Raw genomic sequence first — 5,954 nt, 5'->3', positions numbered from 1 at the left:
TTCAAAGTCCTGGAAAGCCGTTTTGAGGATACATAACAAATGCTAAGCGAATATACAATAAATATTCAGCTTTCGCAGAACGTGATCAACCAGGCTTTGCAGGCCTAGGAGGAGCAAGTAAAGGGGTTCAGGCAAAAGGGCCTCAGCCGGTTTAGTTTGATATAAAAAGGACAGAAACAATGCCACCGGGCTTATTTTCGTCTATGATCAATGTATGCTTCTTTTGCATGTTGATGCACCTCCTCCAGCGTGGTTGGTGTGACAGGGGTGTTTTGTCCAATACATAAGCATTCTCAAGGTGAACTGGAATCCAGGATGGCCCCGGCAGGGGGCAAGAGATCCGGGGTGAATCCTAAAGCCTGTCCTGTTCTTCCGGCTCCACATCCGGCACCCTGGACAGAATGGCTTCGAACTCCCGGCGCTCGCCCCTGGCTGCACGTTCTTTGAGATAATCCAGGGTGTGCAGGGCCGAGATCTTTTCCGACAAGGCCAAAGCTATGAACTGGTTCATGGAGACTCCTTCTTTTTCGGCCATCTGTTTGAGACGTTCATGGAGGGAATCCGGCAGACGGATACTCAGGGTACTCATATCATCCTCCTTGACTTTAAATATTCTTTTGGGGTTGCTGTATAGATGCTGAATTTTGATGCTTGGGCAAAATCCTGCTTGTTGAAGGTGACAATGCAGTCAGAATTTGAGGTGACGGCCAGTTCCAGGATCATGTCGTCACCTGGATCTTTGAGAACCGGCCGCCACAGAAAATAAATATCATGGTGCCTGGCCTGGCTGCAAAGGTAGTCGAGAAAATTTTCAATGTCCGCCCTGGAAAACACGAGCTGGTCCTGATTCCTGGTAAGCACATCCTCGTATTCCATGATCACGGGAACCGACAGATTGATTTCAAACCGGCCGGAGCCGATCAGGGATATCAGTCTGAACGAAGCTCCACGCCTTGATTTCAAGGACGAAACTATCACATTGGTGTCAATGACGATTTGATTCAGGTTCATTCAGGTATTATATATGATACCAGATGATTGTCAACCATATCGATTAAGGATCATTTATGAGCAGCACATATGCAAATGATTCAGGCGTGTTGTCATGGCCGTCTTACCCTGCCTGGTCCTGGCCGGCAAGGTCTCCTCAGAAGTCCAGGAAGTCATTCGAAGCCGCCCCGAGCTCTTTGCCGAACTTATAAAAAAACTGAAAAACATGCCCGACCATGCAGTCCTGCGCCTGGTGCGGGAGGTGCGTGACGGGGAGTGGTGAAAAAAAGATACTGCACTTGAGTCTGTTCGTTGACCTTTAGTCCGCCTTGAGGTATGCGGTACTTAAATTTCTATGTAATGTTCAAGGGTTATATCTTGAGCCATTATCCCCGGGTTTTGTATCTGCAGATCCGGCCTGGACCTCCAGGGCGCAAGTTACTTATTCACGCAAAATTTTGACCTGCAAGGCTTGAAAATGTCTCAAAAATCCGCCTCGACCCTGGCTCCGGGATCCAGGGTGCTGGTTCGGGACGCTGAGTGGTTAGTGAGACGGGTGGACCGTGCATCCACAGGGGGACAGGCCCTGACCTGTGTCGGCCTGTCTGAACTGGTCCGGGACAGGGAAGCCACATTCCTTACAGATCTGGAGGCCCTGCACAGTCCTGTCAAAAGCCTGGACCCGGCCCGAACCAGGCTTGTTGCTGATTCTTCCAACCAATACCAGGACAGCCTGCTCTATCTTGAAAGCCTGCTGCGCCAGACACCTCCTACTGATTCCAGACTTTACACAGGCCATCAGGCGGCCATGGATTTTGTTCCGTACCAGCTGGATGCAGCCCTGCAGGCTCTGGAAAAGCCCAGACAGCGCATTCTTATTGCCGATTCCGTGGGACTGGGCAAGACCCTGGAAGCCGGAGTGCTTCTGAGCGAACTCATACGCCGGGGAAGAGGCAAGCGCATCCTGGTGGTGACCATGAAGAGCATGCTCACCCAGTTTCAAAAAGAGCTCTGGACCAGGTTTACCATACCCCTGACCAGGCTGGACTCCATAGGGCTGCAGCGGGTACGTTCCAGGATTCCCACCAATCATAACCCTTTCTATTATTTTGATAAATCCATCATCTCCATGGACACCCTGAAGCAGGACAATGAGTTCAGGGTGCATCTGGAAAAGGCGACCTGGGATGTGATTGTCATAGATGAAGCTCACAACGTGGCCGAAAGAGGACATGGACGCACCCAGCGGGCGCGTCTGGCCAGGCTCTTGTCCAGGCAGTCGGATTCTCTGATTATGCTCTCGGCCACACCCCATGACGGCCGGGCCAGAAGTTTCGCCAGCCTTATGAACATGCTGGACCCAACAGCCATTGCCAACCAGGACGATTATGGACCTGATGACATAAAGGGCCTGTTTATCCGCCGTTTTAAAAAGGACATCCAGCATCAGGTCAAGGGCTCATTTCAGGAAAGACGCATCAGCACCTGCCATATCCCGGCCTCTGAGCAGGAGGAAAGAGCCTTTGCAGGCCTGGCCGGACTCAACCTGCATAGCCTGAACAACAAGCGCACCGGAGGCCAACTGTTTCAGACCACCCTGGAAAAGGCCCTGTTCTCCAGTCCTGCAGCCTGCTTGGAGACCATTGATGCCAGGCTGCGTCAACTGCAAAGAGCACCTCAGGCAGACTATGCCGGGGATGTGCAGTCTCTAAGGGAATTGCGAAGTGCAGTGGCGGAGATAACTTCTGAGAGTTTCAGCCGTTTTCAAAAACTGGTGGATCTGCTCAGCAGTCCCTCCAGCGAACTGCACTGGACCGGCAAAGATCCACTGGACAGGTTAGTCATCTTTACCGAGCGCATTGCCACCTTAGAGTTTTTATTCCGGCATCTGCCACCGGCACTTGGACTCAAGGACAGGCATGTGGAACGACTCCACGGTGGTCTCTCGGACATTGAACAGCAGCGGGTGGTGGAGGATTTCGGCCGGGACGAATCGCCCCTGCGTCTGCTTATCGCCTCGGATGTGGCTTCCGAAGGGATCAACCTGCACTACCTGTGTCACCGCCTTATCCACTTTGACATCCCCTGGTCCCTGATGGTCTTTCAGCAGCGAAACGGCCGCATAGACCGCTATGGCCAGGAGAGGACTCCATTGATCAGCTACCTGGCCATCCAGAGCCGGGAGCCCAAAATCCACGGGGATATGCGCATCCTGGAGCTTTTAATCAGCAAGGATGAAGAAGCCATTAAAAATATCGGGGATCCTTCGGCCCTCATGGGCGTCTATGATGTGGAGGCAGAAGAAGCCAGAACTGCTGGAGCCTTAGAACAGGGGCTCTCCCCGGATGATTTTGCCGCCCGGGACCTGTCCGCCCCACAGGACGGCCCGCTGGATCTGCTGGCCTTTCTGGAAGAGGGCCAGGAGAAAAGCAGTGATACATCAGCCCGGCAGCGCCTGGGACAAATGCCTGCCCTTTTTGCAGATGATTTTGAATATGTTCGCCTGGGCCTGAACCGGCTGGATCAGGACAATGACCTTTCACCGGATATTGACGAGAGCCTGAGGGTGCTGGATATGAATGTGCCCGGGGACCTCCTGCACCGTTTCGCATTTCTGCCCCGGGAAATCCAGCCCCGCAACGGACGACTCAAGTTTACAGACGACAAAGACACCATGCAGGAGGAGATCAGACGCTGCCGCAAGGATGAGCAGGCCTGGCCTGAGCTTCACTACCTGTGGCCACTCCATCCGGTCCTGCAATGGCTCAATGACCGGGTACAGACCAGTTTCGGACGCAACGAAGCTCCCGTGCTTACCCTGCCTTCTCTAAAGCCGGAGGAAATAATATACATTCTCACGGGAATCATTCCCAACCGCAAGGGACAGCCCCTTATTCAGAACTGGTTCGGGGTCACTGTGTCCGGCCGGGCCTTCAAGGGGATGGAGCCCTTAGAAAAAATTCTGGAGCGCACCGGCCTTGGAAGCAGCACCTTTTCCAACCCCGGCAACATGAAGGTCAGCCGCCAGGCTGAAGAGATGCTGCCGGATGTAGTCCAGAAAGCCATGAAATGGATGAACGAAGTGCGCAGAGAATTTGAAAACCGGGTCAATCCTCAGCTCAATGCTCACCTGGAAAAGCTGGAACAGTTGAAGGGCAGGCACAGACGCGAAATACAGCTTTATTTTGATGAGAAATACATGCCCGAGAATGTAAAGTCCAGGCGCAGGGACGAGCGTATGCGGGAGGTGGAAAATCTGTTTGCCGAATACATGGAATGGATTGAGGACACCATGACCACCGAAGAGCATTCCAGCATCAAAGTGGCGGCGGTATTGCAGGGATGAAACAGCAGGTAATGAATCCTGCCCTCCAGACAAAGGACACAACCTATGCCCCTCGACCTGACCGGCATAAGCAACGAAAATGAATTTTACACGCACCACTATCTCACAGCCATTCTGGAGAATGACCTGAAGGATCTGTTCAAGGAGTGGAACCGCAGGCAAAAGGAAGAAAAGATCCCCACGCCGGCATCGATCATCAGCGGCCTGTCCCGTGATTACTTCCGCCTGCGAAACGATCTGTTCCAGGCAAAAGATCCTGGTGCCAGGCAGCTCATCCAGGAAGAGTTTCTTGAAAAGCTCATATCCGCCCTGGGTTATCCCTTTGAGCCCGGGACAGGCGAAGGCCCCGGAGGCAGGCAGTTTCCCATAGCCGGGGAGATCCAGAAGGGTTCCGGTGCCCCGGAGCTGTGGATACTGCCTGTTATGGATGAATTCGGCCGGGAAGAAGTGGACCCTCTGGAACTGAGCCCTCTACCCGGCCAGTTTTGCTCTCCTTCCAATGACCATAACTCCCGGCCCTGTGAATCCAGACCAGGGGCAGCCTGGATATCTTCCACCCCAGAAGACAGGGACAAGCATTCCCCTGATACCCAGGTCACATTGTCCTCAAATGAAAATGATGCCGTCTGTTCAGACCTGGATTGGCAGACCCTGCTTACCAAGTCAGTTTTTGCCAGGGAGGAACCGCCGCGATGGGTGATTCTGGCCGGCACTTCCCAGATATTGCTGCTGGACAGGGCCAAATGGCCCCAGAAACGCCTGCTGCGTTTTGACTTAAACGATATTCTGGGCCGCAGAGAGGATTCCACTCTCAAGGCCATGGCTGCTCTTTTACATAGGGAAAGTGTCTGCCCCCGGGACGGCATCCCCCTGTTGGACACCCTGGAGGAAAACTCCCACAAGCACGCCTATGCCGTGTCCGAAGACCTCAAGTATGCCCTGCGCGAATGTATTGAGCTGCTGGGCAATGAAGCGGTCTGGTACCTGCGTCACAAGCTGCACCAGCGACTTTTTTCCGGAGATGAAGACCTGGACCCGGCCCTGCTCTCTAAGGAATGCCTGCGCTACATGTACCGGCTTTTGTTTCTGTTTTATATCGAAGCCAGACCGGATCTGGGTTATGTGCCCATGCAGTCCGGGGCTTACCGCAGCGGCTACAGCTTAGAAAGCCTGCGGGAGCTGGAAATGGTGCCCCTGACCAGTACCGAATCCCAGGAGGGCTATTACATCCACGATTCCCTGCAGCTTCTTTTTGAACTGGTCTACAACGGCTATCCCCAGGCCGGCAGCGCTAAGGAACAGCAGCAGATGATGCAGGATGAATCCATGCACAATACCTTCTGCATTCCTCCCTTGCGCTCGCACCTTTTTGATCAGGAGCGCACTCCAATTCTAAAAAAGGTCAAAATCAGAAACAAGGTCCTGCAAAGAATCATCCGGCTCATGTCCCTGACCAGGGAGGCCAGGGGGCGCAACCAGCGCCGGGGACGCATCTCTTATGCCCAGCTGGGCATAAACCAGCTGGGAGCCGTGTATGAAGGCCTTTTGTCCTACCGGGGTTTTTTCGTCCAGAACGAAGGCGGCCTGTACGAGGTGAAAAAATCCGGTGAGGCCTGGA

At 53.6% G+C, this 5,954-nt stretch carries 4 protein-coding genes and 1 pseudogene; 3 read left to right on the top strand and 2 right to left on the bottom strand.

From position 1 onward, the window contains the following. Positions 1–352 precede the first annotated feature (352 nt). Positions 353–589 (bottom strand): YlcI/YnfO family protein, encoded by a 237-nt coding sequence (locus D5S03_RS00260; protein WP_008869430.1) that lies wholly within the window; start codon positions 587–589, stop codon positions 353–355. Beyond that, on the bottom strand, positions 586–1,011 hold the full coding sequence (locus tag D5S03_RS00255) for a putative toxin-antitoxin system toxin component, PIN family (protein ID WP_008869429.1): 426 nt from the start codon (positions 1,009–1,011) through the stop codon (positions 586–588). The genes D5S03_RS00260 and D5S03_RS00255 overlap by 4 nt, the downstream gene beginning before the upstream one ends. A gap of 94 nt (positions 1,012–1,105) precedes the next feature. Here D5S03_RS00255 and D5S03_RS00250 point away from each other — a divergent pair, with 94 nt between their 5' ends. The 3 genes and pseudogenes from D5S03_RS00250 to D5S03_RS00240 all read left to right on the top strand — a co-directional run. Beyond that, positions 1,106–1,273 carry a hypothetical protein gene (locus D5S03_RS00250; protein WP_008869428.1) on the top strand — a complete coding sequence of 56 codons (168 nt, stop codon included), beginning with the start codon at positions 1,106–1,108 and terminating at the stop codon, positions 1,271–1,273. A gap of 195 nt (positions 1,274–1,468) precedes the next feature. Then, positions 1,469–4,336: a helicase-related protein gene (locus tag D5S03_RS00245; RefSeq protein ID WP_287042354.1), complete on the top strand. Its 2,868-nt coding sequence runs from the start codon at positions 1,469–1,471 to the stop codon at positions 4,334–4,336. 45 nt (positions 4,337–4,381) lie between these two features. After that, positions 4,382–5,954, top strand: a pseudogene (locus tag D5S03_RS00240) (hypothetical protein); the annotation flags it as partial.

Source organism: Desulfonatronospira sp. MSAO_Bac3 (genome assembly GCF_003838035.1).
Classification (GTDB): Bacteria; Desulfobacterota; Desulfovibrionia; order Desulfovibrionales; family Desulfonatronovibrionaceae; genus Desulfonatronospira; species Desulfonatronospira thiodismutans.
The sequence above is the reverse complement of the archived record's forward strand: the minus strand, read 5'-3'. Positions and strand labels throughout refer to the sequence as shown.